Below are 16,856 nucleotides of genomic sequence, written 5' to 3'. Positions count from 1 at the left end.
CGCTTAAGAAAAAGTGTCACTTCGATGGCACTTTTTCTTTTTACCTTACTTTGCTTCCCAAGCTCAAACCAACAAATTCTCAGCCAAAGCCTTTTCTCTCCGTTACACTTTACCTATGTTTCACAACATTGGTGACAACTATGAAAAAACGCAACCTCATTTTGTTAATCTTGTTTTTTGGTTCAGCCACGAGCTTAGCTAGCGTGATGGATCCTGACTGCGATGCAGAAAAGGCAGCTAAAGCCGCTGCGACAAAAGCCGTGGTTGGTGTTGGGGGTCGCTGTACGCCTAAAGAGGCACTGAAAGATACCGCAGTTGATGCAGGAAAAGACAAATTGCCAGATGAAGGGATGGCGGGTAAAGCTGTTGATGCAATGACACCGGAAAAAGAGAAGAAAACGGTGAAAGACGTAACCAAAAAGCTCAATAAAGATTGATACGCTTTCTTGTAGTTAACTTTAATAGCGAAACTCCCCCCTCCCAAAAAAAAGAGCGCCGATTGACGCTCTTTCCGAACTCTAATAGATAACCAATTATGCGGTTTCTGCTTCACCTATCCAATGATAATGGTGGTTGGCTTTTTTCCCCACTAAACCGAGCTCTGCCAATTCTTCAAATACCTTGTCTACCTCTTCCGCAGACAGCCTAAACTGTTTAGCAACGGCTTTTTTGGTGCACGTAATTTGATGCGTTTTAAGTGCATCGCTAACTTGCTCTAACAAGGTTTTCGGTTCCTTTGGTTCTTCTGGCTCCGGCGCAGCTGGTATTTCTTGCTCTTCTTCCTCTTTTATATGAGGAAGATAACCTGCAGGCGCTGGGTCTATATCGCGAACTGTTTTCAATATCATGCCCTCATTTCTGCGATAGAAATATCGGAACCGTTGCTCTTCACCAATCAAGCCAACAAAAAATGCAGCAAAGAAGTCCAAAAGAATCGAAAGAAATACAACCAAGCCAAGCTGAGCTTGTTGAGAGGTGGTACCAAATGCGTTGGCTAGGCTATCAATCAAACCAATCACTGAGCCTTGCGTCACCGGCGGTAAACTATCACGCTCCATAGCCAAGCGTTGCTGCTCTTCACGTAAGGTTTTGTTTTGATCCTGAATGCGAGTTACACCAGTCGCGATACGCTCCATCTCGATGTATTTCTGCGCTGCCATATTGTTGAGCTCAATCTGCTTATCGATTGCCGCAATCTGACGATTAAACGCTTCCACTTTCGCCTGCTCTACCGAAATATGACTTTGTGCACTATTGGTTGCACTATTAATGCCACCAATACTACCGCCAATGGAAATCGCAGCTAAGACTAAATAAAACACGAGAGCGGTTGCTGCTCCTGTGTAGTTGCGATGGGCTCGGCGCTCACCGTATTCATACCAAGCGTAAAATTTACCCGCTTCAAAAATGATCGCTAAACCACCAAATAAGGTTTGCATCATCGGATTTTCGTCGATAGACAAAAATAGCAATAGAGAAAAAACAGTCGATGCTAAAATCGCAGCACCAGTGAATGCGTATACACTCACCATGGCAAATCGACCTTTAGGGTATCGATATCCAATCTGTTGTTCGTATTTCATTTGAGAAATTTCTTAAGATTAATCGCCCCTCCTACTAAGTAGGACGGACGTTTCTGGCATGTACAAAGGAGCGCAGAATACCGTATCCTTTATTAAATTACTGTCATAATTCCGTTAATGGAAAACAAGTGAAGATTCGGTGGGCATTTTGAATCGATATCAGCCAAATCTAGCACGTAAAAACACCACCACGACACCCACTAACCGAAGCTTCAGTGGCATATAAGAGAGATTAATTCGGTATCTTCAAAAGCGACTAGGCAAGACTGACAAGTTGAATTGGAGGTTGTGAATGTCTGCCGAATCAAAACATTAAAGCGTTAAAAATAGGCAATAAAACAAATAATGCACACTTGCATCACCTTTTAGTAAACTGATAATTACATTGTTTGGTTAATTTGTTAGTATCCCGCGCCGAAGAAGATAAGCACTTAATTGTATGGAAAACACTCTAATACAGCACAAACACCATCGCTTGCACGCTATTGCGGTTATTATCGCGGTGTTGTTTCAGTTGTATTTAGCGTCCACAGCCGCTCTTAATCCTACACAAGTTCACAGCACAACTTGGCTCAACAAAGTCCAAAGTGAAAAGGTTTTACTGTGTACCGCAGATGGTTTCAAATGGGTGGATATCAATACGTTGATTGAGGCTAACGCTCAATCTTCTTCTAAGCTCATCCAAGATCTTAACTTACACGACGGCTTTCAGTTTGAATGTCCGCTTCTTCAAGCTGTTCAATTCTTTCTTCTGGTTGCGATTGGGCTTTACCTGACAACCATCCATTGGCTGCGCCGAGTAAAGTATGCACTGACGACTTATCATTTTTCAAAATGCGATAAGTTCGTTTACAAACACATCGCGCCTAAGCACTCTCCGCCGAGTGTTTTTCCTGCCTAACAGGCATCTAATCATTGACAACTTTATTCAAAAATAACGATGACTCTGTTTGTTGTCCATTCAGAGAAGCTATTCATTCAAAAGGAAAAACACATGCTTAAATCATTTAAAACCGCCGCTATCGCGCTTATTGCTGTCATCGCTAGCCCACTGAGTTTAGCGCACGATTATGAAGCAGGAAAAATTCATATCGACCATCCATGGAGCCGCGAAGCGCCACCAAACGCACCTGTTATCGGTGGTTTTTTTCAATTAACCAACCACGGTGACAGTGAAGATGCATTGATCGCAGCAGAAAGCCCAATCGCAGGGCATGTCGAAATTCACACGCATAAGAAAGAAGATGGTGTGATGAAAATGATTAAGATTGACGAAGTGCGCGTTCCAGCCAATGACTCAGTGTTGTTTAAGCCAGGCAGCTTCCATTTAATGATTTTCAATCCAACACAAACTCTTAAAGAGGGTGACCGCTTCCCTATGACATTAACCTTTAAAAACGCAGGTAAGGTTGAAGTGGAAATGGCGGTTGAGAAACAAGGCCACATGGAAAAACACATGCATCATTAATGACGCAAACAAAAGTGCCCGCTGATTTAGCGGGCATTTTTATCTCAGCTTAGTCAAAATCATTATCCAACAGGTCCTAACTCGACTCTTCAGAACAATGGTGATAAATAACGCTTGGCGAAACGGCGTCATATATCATAACAGCGTGCTCGGGCAAGAGATTCTAAATCACGCTCGTTCCTCGCTATTCAGAATGACCTTGAAAGACTTAAGATCCTAAAAAGGTTCCCTACCCGCTTAAAACTCAACCTCTCGACAAAGTTATCCAACCATCACTTGGCAAGCCTAAATGAAATCATAAGTTTGGCAACAAAGACCCACGGTTAATCGGCTTTCTTTCTACTTGAAACAAACCTCAGCCCAACGAGCTAAGCCGGCAGTTACTGAGCCAAAATAGTTTCCACTGACAACCGGAATACTTGGCAGTACGGTTTGCACCGCATCGCGCAAGATTGGCGAGCGTGCCGAACCTCCAGTCATAAAGATAGCATCGGGTTTAACTCCAGCTTGCTCTACCGCTTCTGTCACCAACGCCGTCATTTTATTCTTTGGCGACTGGATCGCTTCGATCATTTCGTCACGTTGTACATCAACTTCAATCGTTTCTGATAGTAAGTTGATGCCAGTTCGGTAAGAAGCTTGTTCTGAAAGTGCCACTTTTGCCTCTTCGGCACGGCGAACAATGTTGTAGCCTAAAGACTCATGATACCCCTCTAGCAAACGAGCAAGTTTTTCTGGCTCTTGAGCCTGCTTTTGAAGCAACTTTAACGCTGATAGGTTCTCTCGCGAATAGAAGTCACTCTGCGCTTCTACATTATTGATTGCTATCGGGTTCCAGAATTGGGTAGTCGGCATCACAATGCCTGACTCCATTTTACTTCCCATGCCAAAAGGGAACATGAGCTGCTTAAATGCTAGCGCGATATCAAGATCATTCCCGCCGACACGCTGGCCACTGTGAGCTAACAAGCTTGCGGTCCTATCTGCTTTGCCGCGCCAAGACGGTCCCATTTGGATCAACGAACAGTCCGTTGTACCACCGCCAATATCGACTACTAGAATGATTTTATCTTCGCTGAGTGTCGCTTCATACTCTAGGCCCGCCGCGACAGGCTCAAACTGAAACTCCACATTTTGGAAGCCCGCACGTTTCGCTGCCCGCAACAAAATGCGTTCAGCCTGAATGTTAGCCGTTTCACCGCCACGCCCATGAAAGTTAATTGGTCTGCCGATCACAGCATCGGTAATACTTTGCTGCGCATCGTTTTCGGCTTGAGACTTAATATTGTCCATCATCGCGCAGACAAGGTCTTCGAAGAAAGCCAATTGCACATCACGCAAGCCAGATGCACCAAGAAAAGACTTCGGCGATTTCACATAATAGATATCGCGAGGATCTTCCAAATAGAGATTAAGTGCAGCCTGACCAAACGCGATGTCGTCGGATTCTAAGTCAATACTTTCTTCTCGGTTTAAATTGATTGCCCGGCGTAAAACCTGCTCACCAACTTGATCTAATGGTTTAATATCTCGATGGCGAAATAAATGCTCGGATACCGATTCACGAGTCGGTGCAGCAAGGGTGGAAGGAATAAAAGGGCTGTTTCCTTCTAGATTAAGCAGTACTGGATCACCCGATTCCATTTTAGCCACTGAACAGTTTGCAGTACCATAGTCAAAGCCGATAAACATTGTTTCTCCCACTGTCCCACTGATTAGTGGCCTTTTGACCGTTAAAAAGCTGGCAATGCTAACTTAATGGCATAAGAATTACTATCCCAAAATCAAGTGTAATTTAACGTGGAAAACCTATCTAAGGTACACTACTTTCTCTTTTTGCAGATGGCACAACAACCGCTACCAGTAAAGCTAACAACAGGAACACGGGGCTAAGCATTAATCCATGCCAGATTGAATACCCATCATGGAACAACCAGAATATACCAAGCGTCAGTAGGTACGAAAAGTAGCTGCAAAACACCAAGCTAATCGCGACAAAGCGCTTTTGATTAATAATAAGAATCCGCACTAGATACTGGCTAAGAATACCAGAGCAGCGCATGGCAAGTTGCCAATTAATGATAAAGAAAGCAAGCGCAATAAACCCAGCTACGACCAGTGCATCATGCGTGCTTAAAATGAAGTAGCTACCAAATCGGCTTATGATGACCGGATAATCGCCTTCGTATATCGTTGACCAAGATATTGCGTTCGCTGCTGCTACGTAATTGGCAAAATAAGCAATGGCGTAGAAAGTCGTTTGAGAACTGAACGGCTGAAATACATCCGTACAAAATCCTCGCCACTCTTCTTTGTTGGCGGTAGGCCCAACCCAGTCACGTTTTTTTTGGGCGGTACGCCCGGCAAACTCAGGCCCGTTGCGAAACAACAGCCAAAATATATAGAGTGCAAGTATAACCAAGAGTATTGAAAACATACCCTTCCCCCTCAGAAATTATCGGCGCCACTGCCAATGGCGTTGGGGTCGTAAACTGCACTTCCCTGCTATACCTATTTGATTTATCAAAGACTTATTATTTTATTACCACCAAAATTCATTCAACGGCATACTAAACAGCGACATTTTCACGCTTTGTGTGAAGTTCGAAAGCCTACTTTTAGGTTTAGCACAAAAATAGCTACAGCAAAGCGTAAGAGAGGGATTCCGCACCCATCAATGAAGATGAGGCGTTAAGCAGAAGCTGTGACCGCAATGAGAAGAGAAGGATTCAAAGCGGCCATGCATGGGCAAGAGGAGCAACTATTTCTCTAACTTTTCTTCAAATACACCAATCTCTCTGCCCAACCAAATCGCGCGTTCTGTGTGATCGAGCAACTCTTCTTCGCTTACTGGGTGAATAAGCACAGAAAAATCGCCTCGAATCGTATCAAGCCACGCCAAGAACTCTTCACTCAATGATTCTAGGTGAATTTCAAACATCGGCATCTTGTGTGGGCCAACTAACCTTCCAACTAATGGAAACACACGCAGCACATCTTGACGCTCTTGACGGATGATCTCGTTCAAGGCTTGCGCTTTATCTTGTTCTCTTAGGGGAAAATAAACATGAGCGTGGTACATAACTTCTCCATAATCACTTCCACTTGAGCACCACCTACTTTGGATAAGCTCAAGGACTGCCGAGGGTATACATTTGTAATGCCGTCACCCTACCTTGATTCCACTCAGTTGGGAAGAAGTTATGCATTCTCATAAGGTCGAGGCTTCGAGCACAACAAAAATTTGCAATTCATCATATAGCAACTGTTTGAGTTGATTCATTAATAATGACTCACTTTGTCAAATTTTACAGCCAAATTTTGTTGCAAATATGTTTCATTAACCAGTAATTAAATTCGAGTTTAAAAATACCACCAACAAAATGGCAGCATATTACTCTGCAAAATCAGGGTGTAAGCAAAACTTTACTACTGAGCGAAAGTCAAAATGAAGCATAATTTAACAATTTGTTTACACTTATTGTGTCTGGCTATACCACGATTTAGTTAGAGGGTTAGATACAGAAAAGCCTTTCTCTGTATCTTGCGGTGAAATAGTCGCAGCGATGTTATCGACAAATAGTTTAAGGGACGAACAGATGCCTACCGCTATCGAAAGCACACGCAACCTTAGGTATGGCCTTTGCGCTGATATCAGAGTTTGAGTACCCATACAAACTCTGGTTTTGTATGAACAGCTGCAGTCCAAAAGACCCGCAGCGTCAAAAGGAGCTTGAGATGAACGTTCAGGCATTACCCATGCATCGGTTTATCGACCATCGTGGGGACCTAGTCGGCCAACTACCCAACTGGGCTGACACTGAAACATTGGTCGGGTTTTACCGAGATATGGTATTAACTCGCACTTACGACAACAAAGCAGTTGCCTTGCAACGCACCGGTAAGCTAGGGACCTATCCCTCACACTTAGGCGCGGAAGCCATAGGCATTGCGGTAGGCAGAGCACTTAAAGCCGATGATGTTTTTGTCCCTTACTACCGCGATATGCCTGCGATGTGGTGTCGTGGCATTGGCATGGAAAAGAACCTTCAATACTGGGGGGGCGATGAGCGCGGGAGTGATTTTGCTCCTGAGGGCAGTCCGGTTCCTAGCCGAGACCTTCCCTACTGTGTACCCATAGCGACGCAATGTACGCATGCTGTCGGGGTGGCTTCCGCGCTAAAAATTCAAGGTAACCATGAAGCTGCGCTAGTCATGTGCGGCGATGGTGGTACATCCAAAGGGGACTTTCTTGAGTCAATAAACTGCGCAGGTACTTGGAATATTCCACTTGTTTTCGTCGTAAACAATAACCAGTGGGCAATTTCAGTGCCGCGTAGTCTCCAATGTGCCGCCGATTTCTTATCAGAAAAAGCGCAAGGTGCAGGTATACCGGGTATTACTGTCGATGGTAACGATGTCGTCGCCGTTTATGATGCAACTAAAACCGCCCTTGAGAGAGCAAGAAAAGGGAAAGGTGCAACACTCATCGAAGCGGTGAGTTACCGACTGAGTGACCACACTACGGCCGATGATGCGACTCGTTATCGTAAAGAAGATGATGTTCAAACTGCATGGCAATACGAACCTATCGCACGTCTTAAAACGTACCTCCTTAATCAAGACGCTTGGAGCGACGAACAAGAACGGCAATGGCTAGATTACTGTAAAGAGCAAGTAGAGTTAGCTGTTGAACGCTATCTGAGCTTACCGCCACAAGCACCAGAAACCGGTTTCGATTATTTGTATGAATCGCTACCTCAAGAGCTTCATGCACAAAGAGATGAACTCATCAACAAGGCAATGAGAATGCAGGGAGGCAGACATGGCTGAGCTAACGTTGGTTGAAGCAGTAAACCTTGCCCTGCACCACGAAATGCAACAAGACCCCAATGTTGTCGTACTAGGTGAAGACGTGGGCGATAATGGTGGTGTATTTCGTGCCACTGTTGGACTCAAGCAAGAGTTTGGTCTTAAACGAGTCATCGATACGCCACTCGCTGAAGCCTTAATCGGCGGGGTTGCGGTCGGTATGGCAACGCAAGGATTACGACCTGTCGCCGAATTTCAGTTTCAAGGTTTCGTTTTTCCTGCGATGGAGCACTTAATGTGCCACGCGGCTCGAATGCGTAACAGAACTCGCGGTCGGCTCACTTGTCCCGCGGTTTTTCGTGCGCCATTTGGCGGCGGTATCCACGCTCCGGAACACCACTCAGAAAGCGTGGAAGCGCTATTTGCTCACACTGCTGGATTTAAAGTGGTGATTCCTTCTTCTCCACAACGCGCATACGGCTTACTTCTCGCTGCAATTAGAAGCAATGATCCCGTCATGTTCTTCGAACCGAAGCGCATATATCGCACCGTTAAATCTGAAGTCGTTGATAACGGCGAAGCACTCCCACTCGATACCTGCTTCACCTTGCGTAAGGGGCGAGATATCACGCTCGTTACTTGGGGCGCATGCGTCGTAGAGTCACTTCAGGCCGCACAAACCTTGTCTAGTCAGGGAATTGAAGTCGAGGTGATTGATTTGGCGAGTATTAAGCCAATTGATACCGCGACGATTTTCAGCTCACTAGAAAAAACTGGACGTTTACTCGTTGTTCATGAAGCGAGTAAAACTTGTGGTGTGGGATCTGAGCTATTAGCTCGAACAGCTGAACACGCCATGTGCTTACTTAAAGCCCCACCTAAACGAGTAACTGGAATGGACACCATTATGCCTTATTACCGTAACGAAGATTATTTCATGGTTCAGGAAGAAGACATTGTGACCGCGGCGCGCGAACTCGTGGAGGATTGGAAATGAAGACGTTTAATTTACCCGATCTCGGTGAAGGTCTCGCTGAGTCAGAAATTGTCAAATGGCACGTTAATGTCGGAGACATGGTTAAATTAGATCAAGTGATCTTAACCGTAGAGACAGCAAAAGCGACGGTAGACGTCCCTGCCCCCTATTCGGGCCGTGTGGTCAGCCGTCATGGTGAGGAAGGTGAAATCGTCAATATTGGTGCATTACTGCTAGAGATTGATGAAACAGGTGCCGGGAGAGAAGTAACGGCAGAGAAAAAAGCCACTGCTGACGCCGCAACCGTCGTCGGTAGCGTTTCTCACCAAGCGCATCATGTTAACGTTGATGATTTCTGGATTGGTGGCAACCACAACACGACAGAAAGTAACCTCGTTACCGCCCTGCCTTCGGCTCGCTTGTTGGCACAAAAACTTGGGGTGGATCTTAACCTCGTGTCAGGTAGTGGCCCGAACGGACTTATCGTAGATGCCGATATTTACGACGAAGCCGGAAAACAGCGTCCAGGCACCGAAGTTTTGAAAGGCGCTCGACGTACCATGGTGTCGTCTATGACCGAATCGCACGAACATGTTGCAGCCGTAACCATTACGGAAGAAGCGTTGTTGGAAGATTGGCTGCCAAACGAAGATATCAGTATCCGCCTTGTTCAAGCGATTGTTCATGCGTGTCAAGAAGAGCCCGCTTTAAACGCTTGGTTTGATGCCGAAACCATGACACGCTGTGTACACACAACGGTCAATGTAGGAATTGCAGTAGATAGCCGTCATGGATTGTACGTGCCAGTCTTGCGCCACGCAGATGAATACGAGCCACAAGATGTTCGTCGTTGGCTCGATCAAACCGTTGAAGGGATCAGAGAGAGAAAAATCGGTCGTGAGCAATTGCAGCACGCGACGATTACGCTTTCCAACTTCGGCGCGATTGCCGGTATTTACGCAACACCTGTCGTCACACCGCCACAAGTCGCTATTGTAGGCGCGGGCCGAATACTCGACCGAGTTGTGATAAGAAATGGTCAGGCAATTTCGGTGAAAGCAATGCCGCTATCCGTAACGTTTGATCATCGCGCTTGTACTGGTGGTGAAGCTGCAAGGTTTACGAAAGTACTTGCAGAGCACCTGCAACGTCCGAGCGAAAAGTAACTTATAAAAATCAAATGATAAAGGCTTCCAGTCCGGAAGCCTTTTGTTTTAGGAAGCAAGACTATATCTACAGCTTCTCTAACAGCTCAGGCATTACCACAAACAAATCGTCGACCAATCCATAATCTGCAATGTCAAAAATAGGCGCATCAGGGTCGCTATTAATTGCAACAATCACCTTGGAATCTTTCATTCCCGCCAAATGCTGGATCGCGCCAGAAATTCCGACGGCAATGTATAACTCCGGTGCAACAATTTTGCCGGTTTGCCCAACTTGATGGTCATTAGACACATAGCCCGCATCGACCGCCGCTCGTGACGCCCCTACCGCTCCACCTAGCTTGTCAGCCAATTGTTCTACTAAAACAAACTTCTCTTTACTCCCGAATGCACGACCACCCGACACTACTACTCTAGCCGCTGGCAATTCTGGTCGCTCACTTTCTGGCGTTTGTTGCGAAACAAACTCACTAAGTTTATTGATAATCACCGTGTCGACTTGAGTAAGCTTAGGGACAACTGGCGTGTCAGATAGCTCTGCGGCATCAAAAGCCGTACTTCTTATGGTCATCACTTTATAGAGATCATTCGACGTGACTCTCGCCAATGCATTTCCAGCATAAATTGGACGAATCACCGTATTGATAGACTCGATTGTCATCACGTCAGAAAGTTGACCAACATTAAGCAACGCCGCCACACGAGGCATCACATTCTTACCAAATGTACTGGCAGGAGAAAGAATGTGTGAGTAGTTTTTGGCTACTTGTGAGATCAAAGGTGCGATATTTTCCGCTAATCCATGTTCATATCCCTTCGCATCAACCCAGATAATTTCTGCAACACCCTGAACGCAATTCAACTCATCCAAAACTGATTGGCACTGATAACCAATAAGCAACACAGAAACAGGAAGAGATTTATCATCATCCTTAATCTCAAATGCCGCTTTAATTGCACACAGCGTCCCTACAGCCAACGATTGGTTGTCATGCTCTGCGAGCACAAGTGTTGCTAATGGTCGGTCTTCCATGGTCATGCCTCATATAACACGTCAGATCCATTACTTGAGCTTAGTCCACTTCACGTTAACGTCAACTGAGCTATAGTTTTCTGTATAGAAACCAAAACCTGTCACGCAGATGACGATAATAGAAAGGAAGCATAAAGATGGAACGAGAATGCATGGAGTTTGATGTCGTGATCGTGGGGGCCGGACCTGCAGGCTTAAGCGCCGCTTGTCGGCTAGCTCAACTCAGCCAAGACAGTGAAGGTGACGCACTTTCAATTTGCGTTGTAGAAAAAGGCTCAGAAGTGGGCGCACATATTTTATCTGGCGCTGTTTTTGAAACTAGTGCCTTAGATGAGCTTTTCCCCAATTGGAAAGAAATGGAGGCCCCGCTAGCAGCCTCGGTTCAACGAGATAATTTCCTTTATCTTACTACTGAACAAAACCATATTCGCGTTCCCCACTTCCTTACACCGCGTCCAATGATAAATGGCGAGAATAATTACGTAATTAGCCTTGCCAACCTTTGCCGTTGGCTCGCTAACCAAGCAGAAAATCTTGGGGTGGAAGTTTTTCCGGGCTTTGCCGCTGCAAGCATCAATTATGATCAGACTGGCGCCGTGACAGGCATTAACACGAGCGATATGGGACTAGATAAGAACGGCCAGGCCAAACCTAACTTTGAACCAGGTATCGAGCTAAGGGCAAAATACACCCTTTTTGCTGAAGGTTGTCGCGGACATCTGGGTAAAGAACTTATTCAAAGGTTCGACCTAGACGCAGGAAAGCAACCACAGCACTACGCGCTTGGCCTAAAAGAGATATGGGAGTTACCCACTGACAGTAAGGATGTATCTGGCAGTGTTATCCACTCCGCTGGCTGGCCCTTGAGTGAAACAAATACTACAGGCGGCGGTTTTCTCTATCACATGGAGAACAACCAAATCGCCGTCGGGCTTATTGTCGACTTGAATTACAGCAATCCTTACTTGAGTCCGTTTGACGAATTTCAACGCTTTAAGCACCATCCTGCTATTGAACCACATTTGAAAGGTGCTCAGCGCATCGCTTACGGCGCAAGAGCCATTGCGAAAGGTGGGCTTTCCTCTCTGCCGAGACAGCAATTCCCTGGCGGTTTATTGATTGGTTGTGATGCGGGGACTTTGAACGTCGCAAAAATTAAAGGCAGCCACACAGCAATGAAGTCCGGAATCATTGCAGCAGAAGCGGTACATACGGCCCGACAAACTGGAGCTTCTGAGCCAGACTACCAGTCGTTGTTTGAATCATCATGGTTGTATGACGAACTCGCCGAAACGCGTAACTTTGGCGCGAACATTCATAAGTTTGGCAGCATACTTGGCGGTGCTCTTTCGACTTTTGAACACAACCTGTGGCAACCACTGGTTAAGAAGCCGTTACCTTGGTCTATCAAGGACTATTCGCACGATCATGAGCAGTTAAAGCCTAAACAAGAGTGCCACCCAATTGCATACCCAAAACCAGATGGTGAAATCAGTTTTGATAAGCCTTCGTCGGTATTTTTGTCGGGAACACAGCACGAAGAGAATCAACCTTGTCACCTGGTTCTGACTTACCCTCACATTCCAATTGATGTGAATTTAGGTATGTATGACGAACCAAGTCAGCGCTATTGCCCCGCTGGGGTTTACGAAGTGGTGGAAGTGAACAATAAGTTGAAGTTTCAGATAAATGCCGCCAACTGTGTGCATTGCAAAACCTGTGACATCAAAGATCCTTCGCAAAACATCACGTGGAAAGCACCAGAAGGTGGCGGCGGACCAAGCTATCAAAACATGTAGATACGTTAGTATGTTGACGATCTAACAAATGGATAAACAAACCGATTGGCAGAGCCTCATTACTCCTGCCAATCGACAAAATGATCAAGCAAGAAGTCGATAGCCAATCGCGCTCGTAGTGGTAGAAAGTGACGATTCTGATAAACAATCCAGCTGCTGTTGCCGCTTCCCCAATACGGCTCTAGTATTGGCACCAAACGACCAGACGAAATAGCATCGTTGAAACTACTCTTCGGTAAGTACGCCACACCTAATCCTTCTGCACAGGCTTGCAAGACCGTGTGTGCGTTATTGCTCTTCCATCTGCCCTGCACTTTTACGCCATCTAAAGGCTTGCCGTCTTTTTCAAACAACCAAACGTCCTTATTGGCAATAATGCAGCTATGACGCTTGAGTTGCTCTGGGTGCGTTGGTAAACCATGTTCATCGAGATAACGCTGACTGGCTGCCGCTGCCATGGGACGATCCACCAGCTTTCTCGCAACCAAGCCTGAATCACTCAACCTGCCGTAACGAATGGCAAAATCGAAACCATCTTCAATAAAGTTGACCATGCTGGTGTTGAAGTTAATTTCAACCGTGAGATTAGGATGTTGCTTGGCAAACGCCATCAAGGCAGGCGCTACATGGTTCTCAGAAAACGCACCAGCGGCACTCACGCGTAACGTACCACTCAACTGAGTTTGCTGCGTGGTGAGCTGTTCATTGGCTTGCTGAAGCCCAATCACCAATTCTTTACACTGCTGATAATACGCTTGCCCCGCTTCCGTTAGACTCACCATTCTTGTCGAACGGGCTAACAAAGCGACACCTAATCGCTCTTCTAATCTTGTGACTTGGCGACTGACATGACTGGTACTGCAACCTAACTGTTTTGCCGCTGCAGAAAACCCTAAGCTCTCAGCAACCGTAACAAACTCATTGATGCCTTCAAAACTGTCCATACTTACCTTTGCTATATAGCAATAATGTTTTGCCAATTAATCGTATTATCACTTATTTATTTAGCAATTAGTATGAAGGTGTTCAACAAATACACGTAAGCCAAAAAGGAAACCATCATGAAGAAAGTACTCATCATTGTGACGAACCATGCGACTCTTGGTGAAACTGACCAAGCAAACGGAACTTACGCGCCAGAGCTCACTCATGCCCTTAGCGAGCTACTAGGTGCAGGCTTCGATTACGACATTGCCTCTATCAAAGGTGGACAAGCACCACTGTACGGAACCGACATCGAAGGCGACGCAGTCAACGAGAAAATTTTGGCGGATGATGATTTCCAGAACCGCATCAACAACACGATTCCAGTATCACAAATCAACGGTGACAACTATGATGCGATCTTCTATCCGGGTGGCTTTGGTCTTCTTTCAGACCTAGCGAGCAACGAAGATTTTGCCAAGATTTCCGCAAAACACTATGAAGATGGCGGTATTGTGGCAGCAGTTTGTCATGGTCCGGGCGCTCTTCTTCCTATCACGCTTAGCAATGGCGAGAAGCTACTTGCGTCTAAATCAGTGACAGGTTTCACTCGCGAAGAAGAGATCGACTTCGGCACTATCAACGACATCCCATTCCTGTTGGAAGAGTCTCTTGCTCGTGGCGCAGCGCGATACTCTAAAGTGCAACCATGGCAAGAGCTTGTGATTGTGGACGACCGAGTCATCACAGGTCAAAACCCAACGAGCGCACACGGCGTAGGCAGAGCGATTGTTGAACACCTAGCTTAAACGCGCCGGAAACTACAACCATCCTAGAAGAGGAAAGCGTGCTTTGTCATGCTTTCCCTTGCTACAGGCGATCGCAAGATGCGCTTATACTTCTTCCCCTGCCTCGTCCTCTTTTACGATATCTGTTTCTTGGTTCGCCTCTTCCAACCATTGCTGTAAAGATTCACTTGCTAGCACCTTCTGTTGGTAAGCTTTGGCACCTTCGGATAACTCGATACCGTAAGTTTGGAAACGCAATGCCACAGGTGCATACATAGCATCCGCTATCGACCATTCTCCAAATAGCCAACCGTTTGGATGCAGTTCTGCTTGCCCTGCCCAAATGGCGTCAATACGAGCAATATCTTTAAGCGCACCCTTCGTTAAGTCGACTTTTCTGTGTGCGCGGATGTTCATTGGGAGTTCGTTTCTTAAATCAAAGAAACCCGAATGCATTTCTGATGCAATGGCGCGTGCTTTAGCTCGTTCTGCGGAGTTGCTTGGCCAAGCTTTACCTTGTAAGTATTGCTCGTTAACGTATTCCAAAATCGCTAATGAATCCCACACGGTTGCGTCACCATCCACCAAGGTAGGTACTTTCGCGGTTGGTGTAATACCTTCCAAGGTCTTATAAAAGTCTTCTGTGAATAATTTGAGCTTGGTGACTTCGACATCTAGTTTGAATTGAGAAAAGATCAGCCATGCGCGAAGTGACCAGCTTGAGTAGTTTTGATTAGCAATAAACAGTTTCATGACGCCTCCATGCGGTTTGTGTTTTGAGTACCCATTCACAATATCTGATTGTATTTAAGGGGACTAACGGATAGTTTTGATGGAACACTTCAACAAAAACGATGGATGAGTTTTAGATATGGATATCGATGCGTTACGCAGCTTTCTGGCTTTTGCCGAAACGGGAAGTTTCACTCGTGCAGCCAAGCAGATCAATCGCACCCAATCCGCGTTCAGTGCGCAAATGCGTAAGCTAGAAGACGAACTCAGCGTCAGTTTGTTTGAAAAAGAAGGTCGCAATCTTGTCTTAAGTGAAGCGGGATTAGCACTACGCTCTCACGCAGAGCAATTGGTTAGCTTGCACAATCAAGCACTGAAACAAGTGAAACGTTATGAAAATAAGCGTCCTCTTCGCTTAGGTTGCCCAGAAGATTACAACGACAATATCTTGCCTAAAGTCATCCGCGTATTACAGCAATCTGAGCCCACATGTTCGATTCAGGTCTTTAGTGAGCCGAGCATCACCTTGAGAGAAAAACTTGATGAAGGAAAGCTAGACGCCGCTATTGTGACAAGAGCACCGGACAGTGAGGAAGGTTACTGGCTAGCAAGCGACAAAGGCGTGTGGATTGCTCATCCTGATTTTGACATTGAGAGCGCCCAACCTCTCCCTCTCGCCCTATTCCAAACCGACTGTAAATACCATGCGGCAGCAGTAGACGGATTAACCAAACGTGGCACTCCTTATCAACTACTGGCATGTTGCAATACGGCTTCTGCACAACGAGCAATTGTACGTTCAGGCATGGCTATCGGTGCGATGGGCAGTATTAGCGTTAGCGAGGATCTTAAGATCTTAGACGATATGCCATCACTGCCTTCCGTGGATATAGTGCTGGTCACGGGTGTTGAGCCTCATCCAATACTGGACAAAGAATGCTTGGCGCAATTGGTTGAGTTGATGGCTTAACCGGATTCGCTAGCCAATCACAAAGTTAAATTGGCCAGTTAATCGCCCGTCGGTTCGTATGGTTTCAAACTGTAGATAATCTCGGGCTTTGCCACCCCACCATTCATCACCAGTATTGCCTTTTAAGTACAACTGAGTGGTCAGAAGCTCTTGGTTATCCCGCCACAACTTAACGTGAATGTGCGGTGGACGAGAGGCATAAGGCACGGGGTACAAAGTCTGGAATAAGTAGCGACCATCCGATTGAGTTTCTACCGCGCCAAAACCTGCAAAGTGAGTATCAAACTTATCATTATTTGGCTGCTTAGGGTGATCGTAAATCCCCTGCCCATCGCATTGCCAGATTTCTACTTTGATGCCTGAAACTGGGTTTCCCGATGTATCTACGACTTTACCTTGCAACACGATAGCTTCACCGACCAAACCTTCTGATTGCAGAATCAAGTTTTGACGAAGAGGAATGTCCACTACTGGATAAAATGGCCCTTCAGTTTGTGCTGGCGTGGGCCGCATTGGTGTTTTCGCTTTTAATGAGGGTGCGAATAACAATGTCCAAAGCGCTAAAAAGTGTCTTCTTTCCATGGTGCCACCAATACAATTGCGTT

General features: G+C 45.9%; 18 protein-coding genes. 9 read left to right on the top strand and 9 right to left on the bottom strand.

Annotated features, from left to right (window positions below; genetic code table 11):
• The first annotated feature begins 140 nt into the window (after positions 1-140).
• Entirely contained in the window at positions 141-437 is a 297-nt protein-coding gene (locus tag R7H07_RS12205) for a hypothetical protein (protein WP_017634219.1), read from the top strand.
• Between the two features lie 96 nt (positions 438-533).
• Here R7H07_RS12205 and R7H07_RS12200 read toward each other — a convergent pair whose 3' ends face one another.
• On the bottom strand, positions 534-1,583 hold the full coding sequence (locus tag R7H07_RS12200; RefSeq protein ID WP_206958910.1) for a Preprotein translocase subunit SecY: 1,050 nt from the start codon (positions 1,581-1,583) through the stop codon (positions 534-536).
• A gap of 439 nt (positions 1,584-2,022) precedes the next feature.
• Here R7H07_RS12200 and R7H07_RS12195 point away from each other — a divergent pair, with 439 nt between their 5' ends.
• On the top strand, positions 2,023-2,484 hold the full coding sequence (locus R7H07_RS12195) for a hypothetical protein (RefSeq protein ID WP_005375842.1): 462 nt from the start codon (positions 2,023-2,025) through the stop codon (positions 2,482-2,484).
• A gap of 93 nt (positions 2,485-2,577) precedes the next feature.
• Positions 2,578-3,051 (top strand): copper chaperone PCu(A)C, encoded by a 474-nt coding sequence (locus R7H07_RS12190; RefSeq protein ID WP_042521048.1) that lies wholly within the window; start codon positions 2,578-2,580, stop codon positions 3,049-3,051.
• 339 nt (positions 3,052-3,390) lie between these two features.
• Here R7H07_RS12190 and yegD read toward each other — a convergent pair whose 3' ends face one another.
• The 4 genes from yegD to R7H07_RS12170 all read right to left on the bottom strand — a co-directional run bounded on the left by yegD (position 3,391) and on the right by R7H07_RS12170 (position 6,724).
• On the bottom strand, positions 3,391-4,743 hold the full coding sequence (gene yegD / locus R7H07_RS12185) for a molecular chaperone (RefSeq protein ID WP_206958911.1): 1,353 nt from the start codon (positions 4,741-4,743) through the stop codon (positions 3,391-3,393).
• Between the two features lie 121 nt (positions 4,744-4,864).
• A complete protein-coding gene (locus tag R7H07_RS12180; protein ID WP_005375837.1) occupies positions 4,865-5,488 on the bottom strand; it encodes a hypothetical protein in 624 nt (207 codons plus the stop codon).
• 324 nt (positions 5,489-5,812) lie between these two features.
• Entirely contained in the window at positions 5,813-6,133 is a 321-nt protein-coding gene (locus R7H07_RS12175; RefSeq protein WP_005375836.1) for a DOPA 4,5-dioxygenase family protein, read from the bottom strand.
• A 396-nt stretch (positions 6,134-6,529) separates the two neighbouring features.
• Complete coding sequence (locus R7H07_RS12170) at positions 6,530-6,724, bottom strand: hypothetical protein (protein ID WP_206958912.1); 195 nt, start codon at positions 6,722-6,724, stop codon at positions 6,530-6,532.
• Between the two features lie 65 nt (positions 6,725-6,789).
• On the opposite strand from R7H07_RS12170, the gene pdhA reads away from it, so the two are divergent.
• Genes pdhA through R7H07_RS12155 form a run of 3 tightly spaced genes read left to right on the top strand, consistent with a single transcriptional unit; the run spans position 6,790 to position 10,005 of the window.
• Positions 6,790-7,884: a pyruvate dehydrogenase (acetyl-transferring) E1 component subunit alpha gene (pdhA, locus tag R7H07_RS12165; RefSeq protein ID WP_206958913.1), complete on the top strand. Its 1,095-nt coding sequence runs from the start codon at positions 6,790-6,792 to the stop codon at positions 7,882-7,884.
• Positions 7,877-8,860, top strand: coding sequence for an alpha-ketoacid dehydrogenase subunit beta (locus R7H07_RS12160; protein WP_017634235.1), 984 nt, complete (start codon positions 7,877-7,879; stop codon positions 8,858-8,860). Before pdhA ends, R7H07_RS12160 begins: the two co-directional genes overlap by 8 nt.
• Positions 8,857-10,005 carry a dihydrolipoamide acetyltransferase family protein gene (locus R7H07_RS12155; protein ID WP_005375831.1) on the top strand — a complete coding sequence of 383 codons (1,149 nt, stop codon included), beginning with the start codon at positions 8,857-8,859 and terminating at the stop codon, positions 10,003-10,005. The genes R7H07_RS12160 and R7H07_RS12155 overlap by 4 nt, the downstream gene beginning before the upstream one ends.
• 67 nt (positions 10,006-10,072) lie before the next feature.
• Here R7H07_RS12155 and R7H07_RS12150 read toward each other — a convergent pair whose 3' ends face one another.
• Positions 10,073-11,038, bottom strand: a complete 966-nt coding sequence (locus tag R7H07_RS12150) for an electron transfer flavoprotein subunit alpha/FixB family protein (protein WP_065275362.1) — start codon at positions 11,036-11,038, stop codon at positions 10,073-10,075.
• Between the two features lie 137 nt (positions 11,039-11,175).
• Between R7H07_RS12150 and R7H07_RS12145 the strand changes: the two genes are divergently transcribed.
• Positions 11,176-12,837: an electron transfer flavoprotein-ubiquinone oxidoreductase gene (locus R7H07_RS12145; protein WP_017821213.1), complete on the top strand. Its 1,662-nt coding sequence runs from the start codon at positions 11,176-11,178 to the stop codon at positions 12,835-12,837.
• Positions 12,838-12,896: 59 nt separating this feature from the next.
• On the opposite strand, the gene R7H07_RS12140 is transcribed toward R7H07_RS12145, so the two are convergent.
• Positions 12,897-13,781, bottom strand: coding sequence for a LysR family transcriptional regulator (locus tag R7H07_RS12140; RefSeq protein ID WP_042521059.1), 885 nt, complete (start codon positions 13,779-13,781; stop codon positions 12,897-12,899).
• A gap of 117 nt (positions 13,782-13,898) precedes the next feature.
• On the opposite strand from R7H07_RS12140, the gene R7H07_RS12135 reads away from it, so the two are divergent.
• The gene (locus R7H07_RS12135) at positions 13,899-14,570 is read left to right on the top strand and encodes a type 1 glutamine amidotransferase domain-containing protein (protein ID WP_017821211.1); all 672 of its coding nucleotides are present in this window, start codon (positions 13,899-13,901) and stop codon (positions 14,568-14,570) included.
• An 84-nt stretch (positions 14,571-14,654) separates the two neighbouring features.
• On the opposite strand, the gene R7H07_RS12130 is transcribed toward R7H07_RS12135, so the two are convergent.
• Positions 14,655-15,302, bottom strand: a complete 648-nt coding sequence (locus tag R7H07_RS12130) for a glutathione S-transferase family protein (RefSeq protein ID WP_017821210.1) — start codon at positions 15,300-15,302, stop codon at positions 14,655-14,657.
• A gap of 118 nt (positions 15,303-15,420) precedes the next feature.
• Here R7H07_RS12130 and R7H07_RS12125 point away from each other — a divergent pair, with 118 nt between their 5' ends.
• Complete coding sequence (locus tag R7H07_RS12125) at positions 15,421-16,251, top strand: LysR family transcriptional regulator (RefSeq protein WP_206958914.1); 831 nt, start codon at positions 15,421-15,423, stop codon at positions 16,249-16,251.
• Positions 16,252-16,260: 9 nt separating this feature from the next.
• On the opposite strand, the gene R7H07_RS12120 is transcribed toward R7H07_RS12125, so the two are convergent.
• Positions 16,261-16,833 (bottom strand): protocatechuate 3,4-dioxygenase, encoded by a 573-nt coding sequence (locus R7H07_RS12120; RefSeq protein WP_171345436.1) that lies wholly within the window; start codon positions 16,831-16,833, stop codon positions 16,261-16,263.
• Positions 16,834-16,856 lie beyond the last annotated feature (23 nt).

Origin of the sequence: Vibrio sp. Vb1127 (assembly GCF_033338735.1) — a bacterium.
GTDB classification, from domain to species: Bacteria; Pseudomonadota; Gammaproteobacteria; order Enterobacterales; family Vibrionaceae; genus Vibrio; species Vibrio alginolyticus.
This window is presented reverse-complemented; position numbering and strand designations above follow the sequence as displayed.

Bases quoted from the DNA above. Each gene is read 5' to 3' on its own strand.
- R7H07_RS12180 (WP_005375837.1), bottom strand. From the start codon at position 5,488: ATGTTTTCAATACTCTTGGTTATACTTGCACTCTATATATTTTGGCTG.
- R7H07_RS12205 (WP_017634219.1), top strand. From the start codon at position 141: ATGAAAAAACGCAACCTCATTTTGTTAATCTTGTTTTTTGGTTCAGCC.
- R7H07_RS12195 (WP_005375842.1), top strand. From the start codon at position 2,023: ATGGAAAACACTCTAATACAGCACAAACACCATCGCTTGCACGCTATT.
- R7H07_RS12190 (WP_042521048.1), top strand. From the start codon at position 2,578: ATGCTTAAATCATTTAAAACCGCCGCTATCGCGCTTATTGCTGTCATC.
- R7H07_RS12145 (WP_017821213.1), top strand. From the start codon at position 11,176: ATGGAACGAGAATGCATGGAGTTTGATGTCGTGATCGTGGGGGCCGGA.
- R7H07_RS12170 (WP_206958912.1), bottom strand. From the start codon at position 6,724: ATGGGTACTCAAACTCTGATATCAGCGCAAAGGCCATACCTAAGGTTG.
- pdhA (WP_206958913.1), top strand. From the start codon at position 6,790: ATGAACGTTCAGGCATTACCCATGCATCGGTTTATCGACCATCGTGGG.
- yegD (WP_206958911.1), bottom strand. From the start codon at position 4,743: ATGTTTATCGGCTTTGACTATGGTACTGCAAACTGTTCAGTGGCTAAA.
- R7H07_RS12200 (WP_206958910.1), bottom strand. From the start codon at position 1,583: ATGAAATACGAACAACAGATTGGATATCGATACCCTAAAGGTCGATTT.
- R7H07_RS12155 (WP_005375831.1), top strand. From the start codon at position 8,857: ATGAAGACGTTTAATTTACCCGATCTCGGTGAAGGTCTCGCTGAGTCA.
- R7H07_RS12135 (WP_017821211.1), top strand. From the start codon at position 13,899: ATGAAGAAAGTACTCATCATTGTGACGAACCATGCGACTCTTGGTGAA.
- R7H07_RS12175 (WP_005375836.1), bottom strand. From the start codon at position 6,133: ATGTACCACGCTCATGTTTATTTTCCCCTAAGAGAACAAGATAAAGCG.
- R7H07_RS12120 (WP_171345436.1), bottom strand. From the start codon at position 16,833: ATGGAAAGAAGACACTTTTTAGCGCTTTGGACATTGTTATTCGCACCC.
- R7H07_RS12160 (WP_017634235.1), top strand. From the start codon at position 7,877: ATGGCTGAGCTAACGTTGGTTGAAGCAGTAAACCTTGCCCTGCACCAC.
- R7H07_RS12125 (WP_206958914.1), top strand. From the start codon at position 15,421: ATGGATATCGATGCGTTACGCAGCTTTCTGGCTTTTGCCGAAACGGGA.
- R7H07_RS12130 (WP_017821210.1), bottom strand. From the start codon at position 15,302: ATGAAACTGTTTATTGCTAATCAAAACTACTCAAGCTGGTCACTTCGC.
- R7H07_RS12140 (WP_042521059.1), bottom strand. From the start codon at position 13,781: ATGGACAGTTTTGAAGGCATCAATGAGTTTGTTACGGTTGCTGAGAGC.
- R7H07_RS12150 (WP_065275362.1), bottom strand. From the start codon at position 11,038: ATGGAAGACCGACCATTAGCAACACTTGTGCTCGCAGAGCATGACAAC.